We start from the raw sequence: 19,832 nt of genomic DNA, 5'->3' as shown, positions 1-19,832 counted from the left end.
CTTTCCCGTTACGATACACACCACCAGTCAATTATTCTGAAAGTCTTCAGTCATGAAAGCAGTGATCTTAGCCGGCGGTCTTGGCACGCGCATCTCGGAAGAAACAAGCTCACGTCCCAAACCGATGGTCGAAATCGGCGGCAAGCCGATACTCTGGCACATCATGAAGATGTACTCATCACATGGCGTCAATGACTTCATCATTTGCTGTGGGTACAAGGGCTACGTCATCAAGGAGTACTTTGCGAATTACTTCTTGCACATGTCCGATGTCACCTTCGACATGCAAAACAACAAAATGCAAGTGCACCAGCAATATGCAGAGCCATGGAAAGTCACGCTGGTCGACACCGGCGAGGGCACCATGACGGGCGGTCGCCTGGCGCGTGTGAAGCGCTATATCCAGGACGAAGAAGCGTTTTGCTTCACCTATGGTGACGGGCTGAGCGACGTCGATATTTCGAGCCTCATCAAGTTCCATCAGGCCCACGGGAAGAAGGCCACGCTGACTGCCGCGTCTCCTCCGGGCCGCTTCGGGGCGCTCAACATTGCGGAAAACCATCATGTCGCCATGTTCAACGAAAAGCCCAAGGGCGACGGCGCGATGATCAATGGCGGCTTCTTCGTACTGTCGCCGTCGGTCATCGATCTGGTTGCCGATGACACCACGACATGGGAAAAAGAGCCTCTGGAACGCCTCGCCGCGGCCAATGAACTGGTCGCCTACCAGCATCACGGTTTCTGGCAGCCCATGGATACCCTGCGCGACAAGAACCTGCTGGAAGAATTGTGGGCAGCCGGCAAAGCGCCCTGGAAATCGTGGACTTGAGGCCAGACCATGAATAGAGCATTTTGGAAGAACCGACGCGTCTTTGTCACCGGGCATACCGGCTTCAAAGGCAGCTGGCTGTGTTTGTGGCTGCAAAGCATGCAGGCTGAGGTGACCGGCTACGCGCTGCCGCCGCCGACCCAGCCGAGCTTGTTTGAAACCGCCAGGGTTGCGGACGGGATGACCTCCATCATCGGCAACGTCCAGGATCCCGTGGCCTTGAATGCCGCCATCCAGAAAGCTCAACCAGAAGTTGTCATTCATATGGCCGCCCAGCCCCTGGTGAGATATTCGTACGACAATCCGGTCGAGACCTATCTGACCAACGTCATGGGACCGGTCTATCTGTTCGAAGCCATCCGGCAGGTTTCCTCCGTACGCGCCATTGTCAACGTGACGACGGACAAATGTTATGAGAACAAGGAGTGGCTGTGGTCGTATCGGGAAAATGAACCGATGGGTGGCTACGATCCCTACAGCAACAGCAAGGGCTGCTCCGAGTTGGTCACGGCCGCGTATCGGAACTCCTATTTCAACCCGGCCCGATACGACGAGCATGGAGTTGCCCTGGCATCGGCACGGGCCGGCAATGTCATCGGCGGCGGTGATTGGGCGCTGGACCGTCTGATACCCGATATCATGCAAGCCATTGTTGAAAAGCGTTCTGTGCAAATCCGCAACCCGCATGCGATACGGCCGTGGCAACATGTGCTGGAACCGCTGTCCGGATATCTGACATTGGCCGAAAAGCTGGTCGAGGAAGGTGCACAGTTTGCACAGGGATGGAACTTCGGCCCGCGCGACGAAGATGCGCGACCGGTGCAATGGCTCGTGGAGAAGCTGACCGAGTACTGGGGCGAGGGCGCAAATTGGGCGCTGGACGCTCGTCCACAGCCCCATGAGGCCAATTACCTGAAGCTCGACATTTCCAAAGCCGGCGCCCTCTTGGGCTGGCAGCCTCGCTGGAAACTGGAGCATACGCTGCAAACTATCGTTGATTGGGGGAAAGCCTTCCGCGCGCATGAGGACATGCGTGCCCTTACCCTGAATCAGATCACAGCCTATGAGCGCTGGACACAATAATTGGACTGACGATTACATCATGAACAAAGAGCAACTTAAACAGCAGATTCTGGACCTGGTAAAACAATATGGTGAACTCGACAGTGCACCGAAGACGTTTTTCCCGGGAGTCACCGTGGTTCCTCCGTCAGGCAAGAAGGTCGGTCCTGAAGAGATGGTGTTGATGACGGAAGCATCACTGGATTGCTGGCTGACCACCGGACGCTTCAATGAGCAATTTGAAAAGAAACTGGCTGCGTTTATCGGCGTAGAGCACGCCATTACGGTGAACTCGGGCTCGTCCGCCAACCTGATTGCATTCTCCACACTCACCTCCCCCAAACTGGGTGAGCGCGCCATCAAAAAAGGCGATGAGGTGATCGGCGTTGCCGCCGGCTTCCCGACCACGGTCAACCCGATCCTGCAATTCGGTGCCATTCCGGTCTTCGTGGACATCGAAGAAAACAACCACAATATCGATGCGTCGAAGATCGAAGCTGCGATCAGCCCCAAGACGAAAGCGATCATGCTCGCGCATTCGCTGGGTAATCCTTTCAATCTTGCTGCCGTCACTGCCATCTGCAAAAAATACAATCTCTGGCTGGTGGAGGATTGCTGCGATGCCTTGGGCACGACCTATGATGGCAAGATGGTCGGCACCTTTGGCGATATCGGTACGCTCAGCTTCTATCCCGCGCACCATATTACGATGGGCGAAGGCGGCGCCGTATTCACCAATAACTACGAATTGAAGCAGATTGCTGAATCGTTCCGTGACTGGGGCCGTGATTGTTACTGCCCGCCGGGGAAAGACAATACCTGCGGCAAACGCTTCTGCTGGAAACTGGGCGACCTGCCCGAGGGCTACGATCACAAATACACGTACTCGCACCTCGGCTACAACCTCAAGATTACCGACATGCAAGCCGCGTGCGGCCTGGCTCAGCTCGAGAAGGCGCCAGAGTTCATCCAGGCGCGAAAAGACAACTTCGCCTTCCTCAAAGAGCTGCTGGCACCCTGCGAAGAGTTTCTGACCTTGCCGGAAGCCACTCCCAATTCCGACCCATCATGGTTCGGCTTCCCCATCACGTTAAAAGAAAACTGCCCCGTGACGCGGCTGGATCTGCTGACCTATCTGGATCAGAACAAAGTGGGCACCCGCCTCTTGTTCGCCGGCAATTTGGTTCGCCAGCCCTACATGGCCAATGCTCAGTATCGTGTCAGCGGTGATCTTAAAAATACCGACTGGGTGATGAACAATACGTTCTGGATCGGTGTGCAGCCATCTCTCACCAAGGAGATGATGGAATATGCTGCCGACAGAATCAAAACGTACCTGGGTCTGAATTTTGATTGAAGGGCGCCCCACCGTCATCCTGACCGGGGTCAATGGCTTCCTCGGGTCCTGGCTTGCCCGAGGATTGCTTGATGCCGGATACCAGGTAAAGGGAATACGGCGCCAGGCCTCGAACATGGATCGTGTTTCCGATATCGCCGGCCAGATCACCTGGCTCGATATCGACACCGCATCGGCTGCGGATCTGGCCACATTCTTCGAGGGCGGGAGTGTGGTGATCAATACCGTTGGCAATTATTGCCGCCAGGGCGAGAGGGTTTCAGCAGCTGTCGAGGCCAATCTCCTGTTCGGCCTCAAGATTCTGGAAGCTGCCATCAGCGCGAAGGTGGGGTGCTTCATCAATACGGCCACTTCGCTACCGAAGGCGACCAACACCTATACCCGATCGAAGGCACAGTTTTCCGAATGGGGTCGCACTCTGGCTGAGGCCAACAGCATCATGTTCATCGACGTTTTACTGGAACACATGTACGGCCCCGGCGACGATGTGATCAAGTTCGTCGAATACATCATCAAGGCATGTGTCGATAACCTGCCGCGGCTCGAACTGACCGCCGGCACTCAGCAACGTGACTTTATCTACATCGAGGACGTTGTTTCGGCCTACCTGACGCTCGTCAGGATGAGCGACAAACTGGGTCCGGTCGGCTACCACGATGTGGCCGTTGGTTCCGGAGAGACAATTTCGGTCAGATCCCTGGTTGAATCGGTCCACGCCATCGTCGGCTCAAGCACCGTGCTCGACTTCGGCGCGCGGCCAACCTCTCCGACCGAGGTGATGCATTCGTGTGCCGACCTGACGAAGATGCGCGCACTGGGCTGGTCGCCGCGCATGCCGCTACGCGAAGGCCTTGAGCACACTGTCGCCCGGCAGCGTGTGCGCTACGAGAGCAGATCGAACTGAGGCGATCCCGGCGGATGATCTACTTCAATGGCCAGCCTTGGCACCTCGACATATCGCCCGATAGGTCGAGGAACTGAAGAAACGCAGTGCGCTTCCGACGTGCCAGGCCAGGAAACGCAACTTGCGGTGGCTTGCCCGCTGGGCGTTGTGAATGACTGCAACCGACCTTGCCACCCTGACCTCATATCCGGCAAGACGTGCGCGGGCACACAGATCGACGTCTTCGTAATACAGGTGATAACCCAGGTCGAAACCACCCATACGCTCGAACAACGTCCGCGGCAACACAAGAAACATGCCTGCCACCCAGTCGGGATAGGCAACATCGCCCTCCACCCGAATAACGTCATTGGCCAACGATATCCCCAGCCTGCGCGCAAGGTAACGCTTGAATACCAGCGCCAGGGTCGGAAAATGCCGGGCACTGTCCTCTTCTTGCCGCTGGTCATTGACGATCAGGGGCGCGACGATAGCGGGCGGCTGCCTGCGTGCGGTATCGAGCAGCACGTCAAAGGGATCGGCCGGCAGACGGATATCGGGGTTGAGGACCACAAACCACTCTCCGCTGGCGTGTTCGAAGGCGGCGTTATGGTTGGCGCCAAACCCCTTGGGGATAGCATTGACGATGGTCTTGACCGGGAATGGCAGATGTTCCAGCACATCCTTGAAGTCTTCCGGCAGATTCAGCGTCAGGATCAGTTCAATATCCGTACGGCCCAGCGCCACCAGGTCCGCCAGCAACAGGACGACGTGGCTGCGGTGGCCGTGGCTGACCACGGAGATGGAGACGAGAGGCTGACTCATGACAAGGATCGCTATTGGCTGACTGGATACTGCTTAACGCTTGATGATGTCACGCAGCGCGCTGGCGCTTCCGCGCCCGAAACGCCGATAGTGACCAGTGAGCACGGCGCGCCTGAGCACTGCGACCATGCGGAGGACCGCGTTGTCGGGTAGCGTGGCGCCAAACTGGACGAAGCTGAACCAGTCCTGCAGCATGTCGGCCAAGTCCGCAGGCCACCCACCGACCTTATCCAGGCGAGCGCGCAGTTGCTCCACCCGCATCAGACGCTGCGCCTGATATTTTCCGCGCGGCAAATTCAGAATGAACTTGAGTCGCTTGATCAGCCTGGACACTCCCGGCGCTTCCATGCCGATGGCGTTGCGGCCATGCTGGCGATACAAGATCGTACTGCGCTCTTCAAGCTTGAGCTTGCCGGTGGCGGCGGCCAGCGCCGCAAGCCATTCATCGTGGACCCACCCCGGTGCAAACGGCAACGCCACATCCAGCAGCTCCCGGCGAAACGCCGCCGTGGCACCGGTGACGATATTGCGCCGGCACAGTACATCGAGGGCGCGGCCCTGCTCGATCCAGGCCCGCTCTTGCGAGCTGACGCCCAGCGACTGGAACAGCGAGGCTTGCATGTCATGACCACCGGAATCGACCAACCGGGCATCGGTATGAACCAGCGTGAGAGCGGGATCTTTTTCGAAATGCTCGCGCAGCAACCGCAACTTGAATGGCAACCATATGTCATCCTGATCGCACAAGAACACGATATCGGTATCGACAGCCTGAACCGCTGCTTCAAAATTGCGGACGACGCCCAACCTCGACTCGTTGCGCCGCAATCTGAGCGGGATCTGCTGATTCGCTGCCCATTGCTGCACATATTCCCATGTACCGTCATCGGAGGCGTCATCGAAGATGGCGATCTGGTCCGGCAACGTATCTTGCTGCAACAAGCTGTCAAGTTGCTGCGCAAGATAGGGCATGCCGTTGCACGTGCACATGACGATGCCGCAGCTCAAGGCCTGACCAGCAATGTCACCGAAGTTTGAATGCGATATCGACTGCATCAAGCATCCGGTTGATAACCATCAAGCATCCACTGCAAGGTCTGCCGCAGACCGGGATGGTCTGGCTTGCCAATGGCCGCCTCCAGCTTGGCCGGGCTGCCACTGAGCGTACGCAGCTCGGAGGCGCGCACAAAGGCTGGATTGACGCGTACATCCAGCTGATGGCCGGACAGCTCCTCAAGCAAGGTAATGACCGCGCGCAACGTGATGACATTGCCAGAGCAGATGTTGTAGCACTCGCCAGGAACACCATGCTGAAGCAGCTGCAGGTAGGCGGCACAAGTCGTGCGCACGTCGTTGAACTCGCGCTCAACATCCAGGTTGCCCAGATCGACCGCCTCTGCCCTGCGCGCGAAGTGCGACACCAGCTTGGGAATCACGAACGATTCGTCCTGCCCCAGACCGGTGTAGTTGAAGGGGCGCGCAACGATGATGGGCAAGCTATCCAGATAATTGCGCGCCATGTATTCCATGGCCAGCTTGCTCATCGCGTAGTGATTCAGAGGTGCCGGAGGCTGTTGCTCGGTGATCGGCGATGCATCGGCATTGCCATAGATATTGGCACTGCTCGCCAGCAGGACGGCCGAAGGCCGCTTGGCCAGGGACGCCGCCACGTCGAGCAGATTGGTGGTACCGACCACGTTGACATCGTAAAAGGCGCGGGCGTCCGCATGGGCGACAAACGCGATGGCGGCCAGATGCACGATGGCATCCGGCTCGGCGAGCGTCAATTGCTCGGCCATCGATTGCTTGTCATCCAGCTTTGCACGCATGGCGATGACTTCATGGCCATGCGCGCGGGCGGCGCTAACGAAATGCCGCCCTGTAAAACCGTCCGCGCCCGTGACGAAAATCCTCAAAATGACACTCCAGCCTCGGCGCGCCGCAAGTCAGCCTGGACCATCATTGCGCACAGTTCTTCGAGGGTCGTCTGCGGCTTCCAGCCCAGGACTTCGCGTGCCTTCGAAGGGTCGCCGATGAGCAATTCGACCTCTGCCGGACGATAGAATTTCGGATTCACACGCATGACCACCTTGCCGGTGGCGGTGTCAACTGCAGTCTCCTGCTCGGCCGCACCACGGAATTCGACCTCGATACCGGCGCCCTTGAACGCCATCGTGACGAAGTCGCGTACCGTCTCGGTGCGGTTGGTGGCCAATACGAAAGTGTCGGGCTCGTTGGCCTGCAACATGCGCCACATACCTTCCACGTATTCCTTGGCAAAGCCCCAGTCACGCTTGGCGTCGATGTTGCCCAGCTCCAGGCAGTCCAGTTGACCCAGTTTGATGCGCGCGACTGCATCAGTGATCTTGCGAGTCACAAACTCGCGGCCTCGCAGCGGGCTTTCGTGGTTGAACAGGATGCCGCTGGAGCCGAAGATGTCATAACTTTCGCGATAGTTGATCGTGATCCAGTGGGCATAGAGCTTGGCGACGCCATAAGGGCTGCGCGGATAGAACGGGGTGCTTTCACGCTGCGGGATTTCCTGCACCTTGCCGAACATTTCGGACGTCGATGCCTGGTAAAAACGGATCTTGGGATTGACCAGGCGGATCGCTTCCAGCACGTTGAGCGCACCGACGCCGGTAATGTGTGCGGTGGTGGAAGGCTGTTCGAAACTGACACCAACGAAACTCTGCGCCGCGAGATTATAAATTTCATCGGGCTGGACCTTCTGTACCAGTGCGATCGTGGCACCCAGGTCAGTCAGGTCGTATTCGACCAGATGCAGGTTCGGATGGGACTGGATGCCGAGCTCATTGATACGCCAGAAATTGACTGAACTGGTCCGGCGGTAGGTGCCGTAGACGGTATAGTTCTTTTCCAGCAATAGCTGCGCCAGATAAGCGCCGTCTTGTCCTGTAATGCCGGTAATGATCGCAGTTTTCATATTTGCAGTAAGGGTAGGTTGAGGTTTAGAGAACTATCACCGCGATGTGCGGAGGGAAATTTTTTGGATGATGACTATGTTTTCGTCCTGAGAACTGCCATAAACCACTCCGGCACTGACACCCGCCGGCACCTGCACAAGTCTTTTGATTATAGTGTTATTACCCTGACATTTATGTATCTGGATGTCTGTGGCCACCATTTTTTGTGCGGCGTCCTGCCAATTAATCTGGGAACGGAAAAAACCACCTGGTTTACAGGAGACGACCATCTCGATCTCACCTCGCACAATGGCCATCGGGGGCACGGTAATCAGTTGCATGATCGGATGAGACACGGTGACCGCCACGCCTTCCGGCGATACCGGGGCACCATTGAGTTGCCATGCCGGGTCGGGCTGCCGCAGATCCGTCCCCTTGATCTTTTCCAGTGGGAAAAAGCCGGTGGTGTCGACTTCTGCGACGCGTACGCCGAATGTCGTAAACAATTCTTTCGAGTGGGCAAATACCGATTCGCCATAAAGGAAGTTATCGGTCGCGGGGGTAACGACAAGCTCCACGCCGTAATCACGTATCTGATTCTCGATCAATGCGCCTTTGCTGACCGGATAAAAGAACGACCAGAAATGCCACGAAAATCCGATGGTGTTCAGCGGGTAGTGGGCATAAGGCGGATTGAGCCCCATGATCAATATTTTTTTATCCCTCAGGGACTCCATGTTCCGTATGAGGTCACCAACGAGCGCTACAGGAAGATCCTTTTCAAGCAGGCGCTTGTGTGCGTCACCGTCGTAGAGAAGCTCAGGTGAAAACTGGGCCAGCGGCCAGAACGCCACAGGATATCGGGCGACACCCACAATGCTCAGCAGAAACACCAGCAAGACCGCAGTGAACCGTGCCAATGGAAGTCGCGAAAGTGCCCATACACCGAAGACGATAAACCACGGTATGACCTGATACACATAGCGCAGGTAGGCTTGCGACTCGAATACCAGCGTGCAATATGCCAAACTGGCCAACATGCCTGCGCACACCCACCACTTCCGGTACAACACTGCGCCAATGGCCGCCAGCGGAATCAGCACCAACAAGGTGATGCCCAGTGCGCCATTACCGGCGAATTCGCCATATGAATGCGAGCGGATGCTGGAATCCCAGAACATCTTGAAACTAAGCGGATGCAGATAGGCCGGATTGGCGAAGTTTCTGCCATTCTCGAAAACACTTCCCGTGATGAAATCAGGCGACCTGAAAACGGAGTTATAGAATGGGAACAGCGGGTTCCCCGTTTTCAGATACGCAACGAGATAGGGCTGCATGGCGATGACCATGCATACCAGAACCGCCGTGGTGACCACGCCGATGCTGGGTCGCTCGAACTTGCCCTGCCAGGAGCGAATACACACCGCCAGCAACAATATGGGCAACAGCGGCGCACCAAGCAGCTTGCTGGCGCAGAGATAACCGGCGAATGCGCCGAGTACGATCCAGCTCCCCTTCTGCTGTTCCGAAGTACCTGTTACCTCTGCCAGGCAGATCAGGAACAGGAAAGCGATGATCGGCTCGACGAAGGTCGACGCCGAAACAGTAAAGCTCAGGGGAAGCGTAAACAGCAGCACGGGCGCCGCCAGCGCCAGGGGCTTCTCCACTCTGTCCTGAAGCATTCGATAGCACACCCAGGCAGTGGCCATGAGAAACGAGGTGCTCATCAATCTCGCAGCATGTTCTCCGGCGAGAAAATACGGAGGAAGCATCAGCCAGTTTGCTCCCAGCGGCATCACCGCCCAGATGAACTGCTTCACGTCGAAGGGCCAGGACCTCAATTCCAGTATGCGGGCAAGGATCGCAAGATGCATGGTCACCGCATCGTGGCCGATCTCGGGCAGCATCGTTACAAAGAGCAGGATGGATATGCCCACGCATATCAGCGAAAGCAACACGACCTCCGCTGCACCTCGTCGACGCCACTTCAAAAGGTGGGTAATGCCGAAGGAATCAAAAACCAGAGGGTCAGCCCGCCGCAAACGCCAGCCGGCCAGCAGCGCAGCACCGGAGATCAGGCCAGACACCAGAAATGGAGTCATGATGGGGAAATGGGCCAGCACAGCGGTCAATGAACCGCTCACGACAAAACCGGCAGTCGCATTCCTGACATTCCAGACCGTTCCCGAAACAACCGTCACACGCGCAAGCAGCCACCTTCCGATCACTGCCGCACAGCCCCAGTACCACAACACTGCGATGACCGGCCCAATGCCGCGCACGCCGGCAAACATGGCCACGGGTACCAGCAACAGCAGCAACAATGGCACCCTCAGGGCAAGACAGACCAGCGAGACCACCAGGACGCCAGCGACGCAGGTAAAGAACGACGAGCCCGCACTCGCAGGCATCCACAGATGCCCAGGCCACCAGCCCTGGCTACGGGTGCCCCAGAGACCCGAACAAAACAGCAACACCACCAGCACCAGCAGAAGCCGGGATTTCAATGGCGAATCGGAAGCACGCCTGCTCAATTGTTCAATCATGAAAAACTCTTTGTATAGGTTGGCGCTGCATGCGACGCACTGCCGCGTTCGCAATCCGGTCGGCGTTGGCCATGATCGTCAGGGTGTGCGATTTCTCGGACAATGAAGGCAGGCTCGCACCGTCGACTACATACAGTCCGGAAAGTCCATGCAACTGCCCGTCGGCATCGGTCTGGCCACGCACGGGCTGACTGCGCATAGGTAGCGAACCGGCATAGTGGATATCACCGCCAGGTGGTCCCGGCGTAAAACTCGTCGGCAACATGAAGGCGCCAAGCCGCGCATAGGCCCGACGAAGGCGGCTGGCAGCGAGTTTGAGCAGGTCAGCCACATCACCATGATGGCCCCCTGTGATACGCAGGCTACCATCCGGCGTGAGCATCGCCTGGTTATCGGACAGATGCCCCGGCAAGAACATGTTGCCGACCACGCACGAACTCATCAATGCACGCAGAAAATCTACCGCATAACGCCGGCGCAACGGTAAATGCCGTGCGAACTCGCTCATCGGCAAACCCGTTGTGGAGAAAGTAGAACCGAGCGCGGTGACATCCTCCCGAAGCTTTTGCACGAACGCCAGTTGTGCGGAACCAAATGCGTTGGTGCGATGCGCCCCCAGAAATGTCGGCAGCCACAAAATGAACGCTGCCGTAGGGCAAGACAACATCCGCACAGGCGCTGCAAGTTGCAGGGCATTGAGCGCCAGGCGGGTCGAAGCGATGGTGCCCGCCGCAAGGTACACCTGGCCCGCACGGAATGCGCCGGGACTGCCATCCCGTGGTTGCGTTCCGCGTACCAACCAGCCCTGCCCCTGCTGCTCAAGATCTTCCACCACCAGCTCGGCATGATGAAAATTATCGAAACGCTTCAACAGCAGCAGATCTTCCGTAGCCGAATACAATGAGCGCCGCTCGCAACCAAACAGGCAATTGCCGGACTGGTTGCAACCGAGACGCTCGCCCCGATCCTCGCTCAGCGCTGCCAAGCGAAAACGCCCCATGCGGAAACCCTCTGCGGCCAGGCCATCACGCCGTGCCAGATATTTGCGTTGCATCGCGGCGTGTATGGTATCAAGCGGAATTTCGCGCTGGCCCCAGCCATCCAGCGCGAAATAGTCCGACAATTCGTCGCTGGCCGGGCCACTGATGCCGATACGCCGGGCCACACGCTGGTAAGAGCTGGCCAGTTCATCCGGATCACATGGATAATCGTCCAGCTCGGCCCCGGTCAATCGGGCTACGCCGCACCCCCAGGCATTGGACAGCCCGCCGGGAGCCAATGAACCGAGCGCGACGAAACGGTCGGTGTCAATGCGGTTTCCTTCGCGAAAGCCATCGAACACATGCGCATGACCGGGCACCCGCAGCTTGGGTGAAAGGGCGTCACGCATTTGCAGCGGGTGGAAATGCTCACCGACCATCCACTGCCACTGATCGTCTTGAGTGGCGCGCTCCTGAATAAAATTTTCGGCTGGCCGAGGTGCAGATGCCTGCTTGCCACCATCGAGCATCAACACGCGCAAACCGGCCTCGACCAAGGGAAAGGCCGCCGATACGCCAGCCGGACCGCTGCCGATGATCACCACGTCGAAATCGGTACTCACTTGAAACTCCGATCGATTGCAGCACGCAAGAACAAGGGCATTGATATCGCGCGCGCCAGGCGCCAGAAAATTTCCATGCTTACGCTACCCGCCAGTTGCAGCCCATATCTGAAAAAACCAGCTGGGCGGCCGATGCCCAGATAATGACTGGCCCCCGCCGGAGTCGCCTCAGCCAGCAGCGTTGCCGCGTCCAGGCGCCATGCAAAATCAGCGCCGCGGGGGCTGGCCAGAAAAGCGCGGTCATCCAGCAGCGCGAGCAACGCCGGGCGGCGCAGTACAAAACCTGGGAGAGCAAGGGCCCGGCTGTCACGGCACTGCTTGATCGCGCGCACATAGCGGTCGAGCAAGGCAGCGTCCGGAGAACGTTTGAGCAGATAGGTGAGCATCACACGGCCTTCCGTCAGCAATGCAGAATCGGTGGCATCGGTTGCCTCCGGATCGGTACGCATGCCTTCTTGCAAAGGTCGCAGTACCAATCCCAGCGTGGCCAGGTCGTCCCGGGACGACATCAATGGCAGACCAAACAGCGACAATAGCCGGGACAGCCCAAGACGGTCGCTGCGCTCCTGTCCCAATACGGCAACTGCAGCACGCACCAGCAGTACCGGCACCGGGACAAACAAACGCCTCATCCCCAGACGGTGGGTGCCGATGGTCTTGAGAAAAGCAGTGAAAGACAAAGGGTCAGGTGCAGCCACGGCAAGCGCGCGCCCGGACAGATCATGCCGTTGCGCCACCTGCAACAAGGCCTCGGCAAGATCGTCGACATGCACAGGCTGGACCTGGGGCGCCGGCACGAAGGCTGGCAACACGGGCAGGCGCGCCACGACATTGACGAGCAAACCAAACAGTCCCTTTTCATCGCCACCATAGACCTGCCCCGGACGCACGCTGCAACCAGCGCGTGCAGCCACCAGCACTTCGATCTGTGCTTTGGTCCGTCCATACAGGGTGGGTGCGTTTTCACGGGCAGTCTGACTGGAGACGAATACCACGCGGGCGCCAACTGCTTCGGCCGCGTCGATCAGCGAACCGGCCGCCCGAACTTCATTGGCGCTGTCGGTGGCGCTGGCCGCGCCCGGGTTGATGGCAAGGTGGATCACTGCATCCACATCCGGCGGCAGCGTCACGCACGCCGGCCGGGTGAGATCAAACGGCAACCACTGCTCTGTGGCCTCCAGTGCGGGGGCGTTACGGGTCAGGTGAACCACGCTGATACGGCGTCGCCGCGCCAGGGCCACCAGGTGGCTGCCGATGTACCCATTCGATCCGGTGATAGCAATCTTCATGGTGCCGATCCGCTGTTATCGAAATGAGTGCGGATGAAGGGTCGAGCCTGCCGGAAGACACTTCCCTGACGATAAAAGCCGCACCTATCGTACATGGGGCAGCCATGCTGAAATTTTATGGCCTGCGAAAAACAGGCCGGATACAGCTTGATGTAATCAGCCTGCCGCGAGACGTTGGATTCAATCAGTTCAATGTCCATTGATGCCCCGTCAGATTTCATAGATCGCCACCGGCGCTGATACCGTTTTTCTTGCGTGTAAAAGTGAATTTGGAAGTGATCCAGAAAGTCACGATGAAGAGCAGCACATCGGAAATGGCCTTTGCGGTCACCGGATGCGGAATCACCAGCATCAGCAGGTAAAGCACCAGGGAAGACAGCGGCGTATACAGGAGCGCCGTACCGAAGTACTTGGCGGCCTGCCCCATTTTCCCGTCGGCTTCGACTATCTGGTAGGTAAAACGACGATGCATGAAAAAGCCGCAAATGGCGGCAATCACCTTGACCACGACATTGGATACGATCGGGTTCATGCCGGCTTGAATCAGGCAATAATAGCCGCCCATGTCGATGACATAGGCGAGCACCGCCACGATGAGATACCTGACCAAGGTGCTCATGCGCTGGTCCGCTTGCGAATCTGTCGGGCCGGCGCGCCAACCATCACCGCATACTCTTCCGTATCCTTGGTGACGACCGAGTTGGCACCGATCACCGTACCACGCGCAATGGTGACGCCGGGCATGATGACGGCACCGGCGCCGATCCACACATCGTCGCCGATGACGATCTTGCGGGGCAGCGTCTCGCGGGCGAACACGGGGGGCTCGGCACCTTCGATGGGATGCTGTCCTGAAGAGATGGTGACGTTGCTTCCGATGAGTACATACGAACCAAATTCGATGCCGCCGACCCCATTGATGTAACTCCCCGAGTTCACGCCAAAGTTCGACCCGACGGTGATACGGTCCGAGTGCACAATGATGACCCTCGGCTGAATCCAGGCAAACCCCTTGCAGCTCTTGAAGAACAGCTTGCTGACCAGCGCGCGCAGGATCACGCCACCGGTGGTAGGCACCAGCGAGAACAGACCAAAGAACAGTGACTCGAACTCCAGCCGCAGCATTTGTCCGAGCGAATAACCCTTGGTCTTTTCCTTGAGAAACTGCAGATATTTCATGATCTCACCTACCCTGTACGCGTAGGGCGGTCAACGCGGCGCACGGGGCTTGGCGCCAAACCGGCGCAGCCGACCGAGATGCCGTGCCCGGCGCGGCACCGCTGCGATATCGTGTCCGAGAAAAGCCAGCACCAGCTGCAAACCGGTGAGGATAGGCAGCGCCGCCATCATGACGGTGCCGGCGGGCGTCGGCAATCCGCTGCCGGCTGCCGCGATCCAGTGATAACCGCCATATCCGATCCCAAAGCCCAGCAACAGCAAACCGATCGGTAATTCCAGGGACGCCAGGGTCAGGTCGCGCAGATAGTAATTGTAGAAAATCCGTTTGACGAAATTACGGGCATGCTTGACCAGGAACTCGCCAACGATCTTGGATATCTTCAATCCGCTGACCTCATCGCCATATTTGGCGGCCATCGGGATATCGACCACCGCCGCACGCAAGATGTTGAGGCGGAACAGCATATCGGTTTCGAAGAAATACCGACGACTGATCTTGTCATAAGGAAGATGGCGAGCCACGTCGGCGTGGATCGCCGTAAATCCGTTGGTCGGGTCGAACAGATCCCAATAACCCGTAGAGAACTTCGCCATCAGCGAGAGCACCGTGTTGCCGAACAGGCGCATCGGCGGCATGGCGCCAATTTCTTCGAGGTCATAGAAACGATTGCCCTTGGTGTAATCGGCCACTCCATCGAGGATGGGGCGCACGAAATGCGGGATCAGCTCCGGGTCCATCTGACCATCGCCATCGACCTTGACGATCACGTCGGCACCGTCGGCCACCGCAGCCTTGTATCCGCTCATGACAGCCCCGCCGACACCCTGGTTAACCTCATGGCGCACGATGCGCACCCGCGGATCATTGCAATGCTGCGCCACGAAATCGCCCGAACCATCGGGACACTTGTCGTCGACCACGTAGATCAGCGAGATTTCCTCGCCCATCGCTTCGATGACGCCAAGAATGTGCCGGGTGACCTTGTAGCTGGGTATGACAACCGCGATGACCGGCGCGTCTTCGCCTGAGCCGGTATCGGCGTCGCGGTTGGGCATCCGACTCTGAGCCTGTCGATCGGTCATGCTTTCTCCAGATTTTCTGTACGTTTCTTCTTGAGACCAGCCAGTGGCTTGTCCACCAGGCGGACAACAAGCCACGACACCACCAGCGTGATCACGAAAGCGAGCGCGAAGAACGAGAAGGTCCTCATCTCGACGCCGAGGGGCAGCAGCCAGATGGCTGCGGTCGTGTGAAACAGGTAGACGGGATAAGAGAGATCGCCCAGGACGGTGTCCAGGTGGCCCGTCTTGCGCGGCGCCAGCGACAGGACGACCCAACCGGACAACACCAGCGAGAAATACACTCCATAGGTCCAGGGCCATGGGTCATACTTGAGCCAGACCAGGCCATGCAGAAGCCACACCAGCGTGCTCAGCACAGGCGCGCGGAACCTGGCCAGCGGTTCGCGATAATGGGACAGCAACGCGCCACATGCAAAGGCCATGAAACAGGTCAGGAAACCGGAGTAGCGATCACCGAAGGTCTCCAGGGCAAAGCCCAGCCTGAAATTGAACGCGATACTCAAGATCAGGCCCAGCCATGTGGCCGAACGACTGAAGGCCATCAGCGGCATGAGCACGTAGGCACCCACCTCGACGGCCAGGGCACCCGCGACCGGCACGAACAAACCAGGGGTAGGTACGGGGAGCAGGAAGATATTGCTCAACCATTCAAACGCCCCATGCGGTCGCACGAACTGCGGATTGAGCGCAGAGGGCAGAATCCCCATGCGCGGCAGGAAATACAGCGATAGCGCACCGACAGCCATGGCGATGGCGTAGGCCGGGTAGATCCGCAGGAAGCGGTTGATGGCGTAATCACGCAGGCCGGCTTTTTCTTGCCCGTACTTGAAACGCAGCACATGCGCCATCAGGAAGCCGCTCAGGATGTAAAAACCCCAAACGGCATAGGCCGCCGGGCCACCGATCATGTCCTTCCACAAATGGGAAATCACGACCACAAAGGCGAGAAAAAATCGCCACGTCCCCAATCCTAATTTCACGAGTTCCCCTTCGATTGATTCAGGCAGCTTTTGGTCGCCACAAGGACAATGGCCGCTCTGATTTTGTCACCGACAAGTCCACCGATGCCAGAATGCCGGCCAGCGCATCGAAAGCGGCGTGTGCTCCCCAGGCGTGTTCGGCAAACTGCACACCGGATGCGCTGAGCTTGCGCCACAGCGCCTCGTCGGTATAAAGCCGACAGATCGCGTCGGCCATCGACTGCGCCTGATCGGCCACCAGCACATGCTCACCGGCCTTCAGACCCATACCTTCCGTGGCCATGGTGGTGGCTACGGAGGGCAAACCCACGGCCATCGCACTGCCGATCTTGCCCTTGATGCCCGCACCGTAGCGCAGCGGCGCCACGTTCACGCGCACCTTATCCTGCAAGGGTTGCAACTCGTCGACGAATCCGGCGATGACGACGTGCTCGCTGGCCAGCGCCTCGATTTCGGGAGGAACCTTGCTGCCGACCACGATGAAACGTACTTCCGGCAGCTTCTCGCGAACCAGCGGCAACACTTCATTGACGAAATACAGGACGGCGTCCACATTGGGCGCATGCTGGTAGCCACCGACGAACATGATGTCACGACGATCGGCAAAGTCCGCCTTCGTCCCCGGAATCTCCATGATCAGGGGCAACACGTGCACATTCTGGTCCGGCAGTTCCTTGTTCAACAAGGTCAGCTCGGCGGTGCTGACGACGATGCTGGCATCGGCGGCACGGATCGATTCAAACTCGAGCGATTTCATTTCTTCCACCGCGCCCGACGCTGTTGTCTCGCCACGCACACCGGCTTCGCGCTGCATGCGCAAATAGTGAAGATCGACGGTGTGATAGATAATCTTGGCTGCGGGGCAGTACTGGCGCACGGCCGCGAGATGCTGCTCGACCACGCCCGGCCGGATCATGAACATGAGGTCATAGCGCGGGCCGCACTCTTTCAGATGCTGCTCCACCGAACTGCAATAGGGGTCGTACAGGACTTCTATACCCGCTCCTTGCAAGGCTTCGGTATAGCCGGGCATATAGAGGAAGTTATGCTCCGGGATGAAAGTAACCTGGAAGCCCATCTCCCGCATCAGCAGCATGATGTTGAAGACGATGATCGAACCGGCATCCTGGTCGGGAGTCGGGGTGCAATGATCCAGCACCAGCACGCGGCGAGTGGCGGCGCGATCCTTGGCACTGTCCACGTCTACACCGTTCTCCTGATAGCCGGCCAGCATATGCTGCCAGCGCTCGTACTGCTTCTTCAGGTTCTCGACCTGGTACGCCTTCACGCCGGCTCCGGTGTCGGTACCGTTGCTCACACCTTCGTAATGCACCACCACCGACAAGGGCTGATAAATGACGCGATAACCGCGATCGCGAATACGCAACGCAAGGTCCGAATCTTCGCAGTAAGCCGGTACGTAGAGCTCGTCAAAACCATTGAGCTCGTTAAACAGTGCGGTCGGCACCATGATCGATGCGCCCGAGCAATAATCGGTCTCGCGTGCATAGTTGTAGGTCGGGTCCAACTGGTCCTGATAGCGGCCAAAGTTCCAGGCGCTGCCGTCTTTCCAGATGATGCCACCGGCTTCCTGCAACACGCCGTCGGGCCAGACCAGCTTGGAGCCCACCAGGCCGGTGCCGGGAAACTGGTCGAAAGTACGCGCCAGCGCATCCAGCCAGTCCGGAGTCACTTCAGTGTCGTTATTGAGGAAGTAGAGGTACTGTCCCCGGGCCTGGGCAGCAGCGAGATTGCAGGAGCGCAGGAAGCCCTGGTTGCTTGCATTGCATACCAGTCGGATGCCATCGACCTTCGAGAGGATCTTGCGCGAATCGTCGGGAGAACAATCGTCGACGACAATCACCTCGAAAGGCAAGCCAGGTGGGTGCTGCACAATCGATGCCAGGCAGCGCAGCGTGTAGTTGACCTTGCCATAGATGGGGATGATCACCGACACCAGCGGCTGCTCCGAAGTGGGCAGTGCCAGGTGGGTGGTCTCCCATGGAAAGTCCACCAATGGCGTACCCTTGACCATACGTGCATTCTCCCGCAACTGTACCGAGACCGTCTGATTGAGACGACGCCAGAGGGCAGGGAAATTCTTTTGCACGAACCGTCTTTGTGCCGAGCGCTGCTTGGCGGTAAAAGGCATCTTGCGATAGACCACACGCATGATGGATACGCCGCGCCGCAAATACAGCCTCACCTGCGCCGAGGGCGTCAATGTCCAGCGGCGTATTTCTCGCAATGGCCAGGATGCCCGCCAAGAAATGCTTCGGATCAGGCTCGCGTAGAGCTTGTTGGCTTCTTCAAGCTGTGCTCGTGTGGCCAACAGTTGAACATCCGATGCATGCAAGTACTGCTGTGACTGCTTGAACTCTTTCTGCGACTGCTTGAGCTCGTTATGCATCTGCCTGAACGCCTTCTCCAGCTGCCTGATCTTGTCAGCGCGCTCATTGGCCAGGCCTGCTTGCGCATGCACTGCATGCTTCCAGTCTTGCAGCACTTCTGAAGTCAGGACGTCTTGTTCAAATATCCCTGCGGGCAGCTCAGGCAGCGCCACATCCGACGCCAGGGCCACCCAGTACAGCGGACGAGGCAAGCCCTGGCTGGTCTGGATCTGTTGGTCAACCATTTCGTAGTGAACCGATCCGGCCTGCCCCGATTCAGGCAGGATGACCGATCCGTAGATCAATCGCTGTCCGAAATAGCGCGTGTTCTTGTACCACGTCGAGAGCATCTGCTTGAACTCGCCTTCGTAGAGTTCCTTGACGTGGTATTCGTTGTGATAGTTGGGCACTTCCGAATAGAAATGCTTGTCCGGATTGGAAATCAGGAGCAGTCCGTCAGGACGCAGCACGCGCTTGAATTCGCGCATCATCTCCTCGTGCTGGTCGTGGTGCTCAATGGTCTCGAAGCTGACGATCAGATCGACGCTGTGATCCGGCAGCGGAATGGCGGCACAGTTGCCCACCAGATAGCGCAAGTTGTCGCGCTGGTAGCGCTGGCTGGCGTGCTGGACGGCTTCGGGCGCAATATCGACGCCGGTGACATGCTGGGCCACCTTGGCCATCATGGCCGATCCATAGCCTTCGCCACTGGCAATGTCGAGCACGACCTTGCCTGCGGCAAGCTCGGTGGCCTGCAGGTAACGGTGCCAGTGTTCGAGCTCGATGTTGCCATGTTCCTCGGGGACAAAACGTTCCCCCGTAAACTCCATGACTGGCTTGGTTTCGTTGCTTGCTTGGTCGCTCATTTTAATATTAGTG

The 19,832-nt window shown here is 58.2% G+C and carries 17 protein-coding genes; 4 read left to right on the top strand and 13 right to left on the bottom strand.

Translation table 11 applies throughout. The annotated features are described in order from the left end of the window. Window positions 1–52: 52 nt before the first annotated feature. From rfbF to AACH55_RS02420, 4 genes are read left to right on the top strand one after another with little or no spacing between them, the layout of a single operon-like run. The gene (gene rfbF, locus AACH55_RS02435) at window positions 53–829 is read left to right on the top strand and encodes a glucose-1-phosphate cytidylyltransferase (RefSeq protein ID WP_338717821.1); all 777 of its coding nucleotides are present in this window, start codon (window positions 53–55) and stop codon (window positions 827–829) included. Between the two features lie 9 nt (window positions 830–838). Beyond that, window positions 839–1,912, top strand: coding sequence for a CDP-glucose 4,6-dehydratase (rfbG, locus tag AACH55_RS02430; RefSeq protein WP_338717820.1), 1,074 nt, complete (start codon window positions 839–841; stop codon window positions 1,910–1,912). A 19-nt stretch (window positions 1,913–1,931) separates the two neighbouring features. After that, on the top strand, window positions 1,932–3,248 hold the full coding sequence (rfbH, locus tag AACH55_RS02425) for a lipopolysaccharide biosynthesis protein RfbH (RefSeq protein ID WP_338717819.1): 1,317 nt from the start codon (window positions 1,932–1,934) through the stop codon (window positions 3,246–3,248). Beyond that, the gene (locus AACH55_RS02420; protein WP_338717818.1) at window positions 3,241–4,152 is read left to right on the top strand and encodes an NAD-dependent epimerase/dehydratase family protein; all 912 of its coding nucleotides are present in this window, start codon (window positions 3,241–3,243) and stop codon (window positions 4,150–4,152) included. Before rfbH ends, AACH55_RS02420 begins: the two co-directional genes overlap by 8 nt. 24 nt (window positions 4,153–4,176) lie before the next feature. On the opposite strand, the gene AACH55_RS02415 is transcribed toward AACH55_RS02420, so the two are convergent. The 13 genes from AACH55_RS02415 to AACH55_RS02355 are packed head-to-tail and all read right to left on the bottom strand — an operon-like array spanning window position 4,177 to window position 19,819. After that, window positions 4,177–4,956 (bottom strand): glycosyltransferase family 2 protein, encoded by a 780-nt coding sequence (locus AACH55_RS02415; protein WP_338717817.1) that lies wholly within the window; start codon window positions 4,954–4,956, stop codon window positions 4,177–4,179. Between the two features lie 33 nt (window positions 4,957–4,989). After that, window positions 4,990–6,012, bottom strand: coding sequence for a glycosyltransferase family 2 protein (locus AACH55_RS02410; protein WP_338717815.1), 1,023 nt, complete (start codon window positions 6,010–6,012; stop codon window positions 4,990–4,992). Next, on the bottom strand, window positions 6,012–6,872 hold the full coding sequence (locus AACH55_RS02405; protein WP_338717814.1) for a GDP-mannose 4,6-dehydratase: 861 nt from the start codon (window positions 6,870–6,872) through the stop codon (window positions 6,012–6,014). Before AACH55_RS02405 ends, AACH55_RS02410 begins: the two co-directional genes overlap by 1 nt. Beyond that, window positions 6,869–7,903 (bottom strand): GDP-mannose 4,6-dehydratase, encoded by a 1,035-nt coding sequence (gmd, locus tag AACH55_RS02400; protein WP_338717813.1) that lies wholly within the window; start codon window positions 7,901–7,903, stop codon window positions 6,869–6,871. The genes AACH55_RS02405 and gmd overlap by 4 nt, the downstream gene beginning before the upstream one ends. A gap of 36 nt (window positions 7,904–7,939) precedes the next feature. Continuing rightward, window positions 7,940–10,429: a glycosyltransferase family 39 protein gene (locus tag AACH55_RS02395; RefSeq protein ID WP_338717812.1), complete on the bottom strand. Its 2,490-nt coding sequence runs from the start codon at window positions 10,427–10,429 to the stop codon at window positions 7,940–7,942. Continuing rightward, window positions 10,422–12,032 carry a GMC oxidoreductase gene (locus AACH55_RS02390; protein WP_338717811.1) on the bottom strand — a complete coding sequence of 537 codons (1,611 nt, stop codon included), beginning with the start codon at window positions 12,030–12,032 and terminating at the stop codon, window positions 10,422–10,424. The genes AACH55_RS02395 and AACH55_RS02390 overlap by 8 nt, the downstream gene beginning before the upstream one ends. Further along, the gene (locus tag AACH55_RS02385; RefSeq protein WP_338717810.1) at window positions 12,029–13,321 is read right to left on the bottom strand and encodes an NAD-dependent epimerase/dehydratase family protein; all 1,293 of its coding nucleotides are present in this window, start codon (window positions 13,319–13,321) and stop codon (window positions 12,029–12,031) included. The genes AACH55_RS02390 and AACH55_RS02385 overlap by 4 nt, the downstream gene beginning before the upstream one ends. Then, the gene (locus AACH55_RS02380; RefSeq protein ID WP_338717809.1) at window positions 13,318–13,521 is read right to left on the bottom strand and encodes a hypothetical protein; all 204 of its coding nucleotides are present in this window, start codon (window positions 13,519–13,521) and stop codon (window positions 13,318–13,320) included. Before AACH55_RS02380 ends, AACH55_RS02385 begins: the two co-directional genes overlap by 4 nt. Before the next feature lie 17 nt (window positions 13,522–13,538). Continuing rightward, window positions 13,539–13,940 carry a GtrA family protein gene (locus tag AACH55_RS02375; protein ID WP_338717808.1) on the bottom strand — a complete coding sequence of 134 codons (402 nt, stop codon included), beginning with the start codon at window positions 13,938–13,940 and terminating at the stop codon, window positions 13,539–13,541. After that, window positions 13,937–14,500 carry an acyltransferase gene (locus tag AACH55_RS02370; RefSeq protein WP_338717807.1) on the bottom strand — a complete coding sequence of 188 codons (564 nt, stop codon included), beginning with the start codon at window positions 14,498–14,500 and terminating at the stop codon, window positions 13,937–13,939. The genes AACH55_RS02375 and AACH55_RS02370 overlap by 4 nt, the downstream gene beginning before the upstream one ends. Before the next feature lie 30 nt (window positions 14,501–14,530). After that, on the bottom strand, window positions 14,531–15,556 hold the full coding sequence (locus AACH55_RS02365) for a glycosyltransferase family 2 protein (RefSeq protein ID WP_338720147.1): 1,026 nt from the start codon (window positions 15,554–15,556) through the stop codon (window positions 14,531–14,533). Between the two features lie 23 nt (window positions 15,557–15,579). After that, window positions 15,580–16,563 (bottom strand): acyltransferase, encoded by a 984-nt coding sequence (locus tag AACH55_RS02360; RefSeq protein ID WP_338717806.1) that lies wholly within the window; start codon window positions 16,561–16,563, stop codon window positions 15,580–15,582. Between the two features lie 19 nt (window positions 16,564–16,582). Beyond that, window positions 16,583–19,819: a glycosyltransferase gene (locus AACH55_RS02355; protein ID WP_338717805.1), complete on the bottom strand. Its 3,237-nt coding sequence runs from the start codon at window positions 19,817–19,819 to the stop codon at window positions 16,583–16,585. Window positions 19,820–19,832 lie beyond the last annotated feature (13 nt).

The organism is Herbaspirillum sp. DW155 (assembly GCF_037076565.1).
GTDB lineage: Bacteria > Pseudomonadota > Gammaproteobacteria > Burkholderiales > Burkholderiaceae_D > Herbaspirillum.
Note: the sequence above shows the minus strand (reverse complement) of the source record. Positions and strands in the feature narration are given on the sequence as shown.